We start from the raw sequence: 1,086 nt of genomic DNA, 5'->3' as shown, positions 1-1,086 counted from the left end.
GAGCATGATCGAACGCGGTCTCAGGGACGTGCGGCTCGTGGTCGGCGACCGGTGCGCCGGGCTCGTCTCCACCGTGAACGCGATGCTGCCGGACGCGCGCTACCAGCGGTGCATGGTCCACTTCATGCGCAACGTGCTCTCCAAGGTGCCGCCCACCCACCGCGAATGGGCGTCCGCCGCGCCCGAGGCGATCTTCGCCATGGAATCACGCGCGTCCGCCCTCGCCAAGGCCGAGGAGGTCGCCCGCGAGATGGAGTCCAGGAGACTGAAAGCGGCGGCCTCCTGCCTGAGGGAAGGTATCGGCGAGACCACGACCTGGCTGCTCGACGAGTATCCCCCGGAGCACCGGCGGCGGATCCGCACGAACAACATGATCGAACGGCCCGACCGCGAGATTCGCCGGCGCACCAGAGTGGTCGGCAGCTTCCCGGACGGCAGGAGCGCGCTCATGCTCGTCTGCGCCAGGATCCGCTACGTCACCGCCAACGATTGGTCGAGCCGCCGCTACCTGGACATGTCCCGACTCGGTGACACCATGCAGACAACCGACTGAGACCGACCCGGCAACGGGCCAGACCGCTTTTGCGCAAGACTTCGGGCACAACCGGCGTTGAGAAGTGCTTATTAAGACGATATCTTTGGGGTGCGATGAATCATCTCCGTAAGTCGAAGAACGTTTAGATTCTTGTCGTCCCATTCCCGTGGCTCGAGAATCATATATAGGGCAAACGCCATCATCGTCTCTTCTCGCGACCAATTACGCCGCGTGACTTTGATGATGGTTGTGCTCTTGCAACCAGGATACCGCTTCTGCGGTTGATCATCCTTTCCTCTTAAACATTGCACTAAACATTCCGCCGATTGCCTTTCCGGCATCATTGAATGCTTTGTCCGCTGCTTCCCCTGCGTTCTTACTCATATCGCCGATTGCCTTACCCGTATCGTTTAAGACCTTACCTGCGGCGTCGACGGTATCGCTTGCAGCGTCTGCTGCTGCTTGTCCAGCAGAATTCAAGACTTTGCCGGCATTGTCGATGAGATCGTTCGCCCCACGAACTGTTGCGTTGATCGCGGAGGCCGTTCCTT

The 1,086-nt window shown here is 60.2% G+C and carries 2 protein-coding genes; one reads left to right on the top strand and one right to left on the bottom strand.

Translation table 11 applies throughout. The features are described 5' to 3' along the window. The coding region (locus H9626_RS15855) for a transposase (RefSeq protein ID WP_191710941.1) at nucleotides 1–553 on the top strand (553 nt) is incomplete at its 5' end. A 267-nt stretch (nucleotides 554–820) separates the two neighbouring features. Here H9626_RS15855 and H9626_RS15850 read toward each other — a convergent pair. Further along, nucleotides 821–1,086: hypothetical protein (locus H9626_RS15850; protein WP_225231038.1), on the bottom strand; the 266-nt coding region annotated here is incomplete at its 5' end.

The sequence above is a fragment of the Phocaeicola faecium genome (assembly GCF_014837055.1).
Lineage (GTDB): Bacteria > Bacteroidota > Bacteroidia > Bacteroidales > Bacteroidaceae > Phocaeicola > Phocaeicola gallinarum.
The sequence above is the reverse complement of the archived record's forward strand: the minus strand, read 5'-3'. Positions and strand labels throughout refer to the sequence as shown.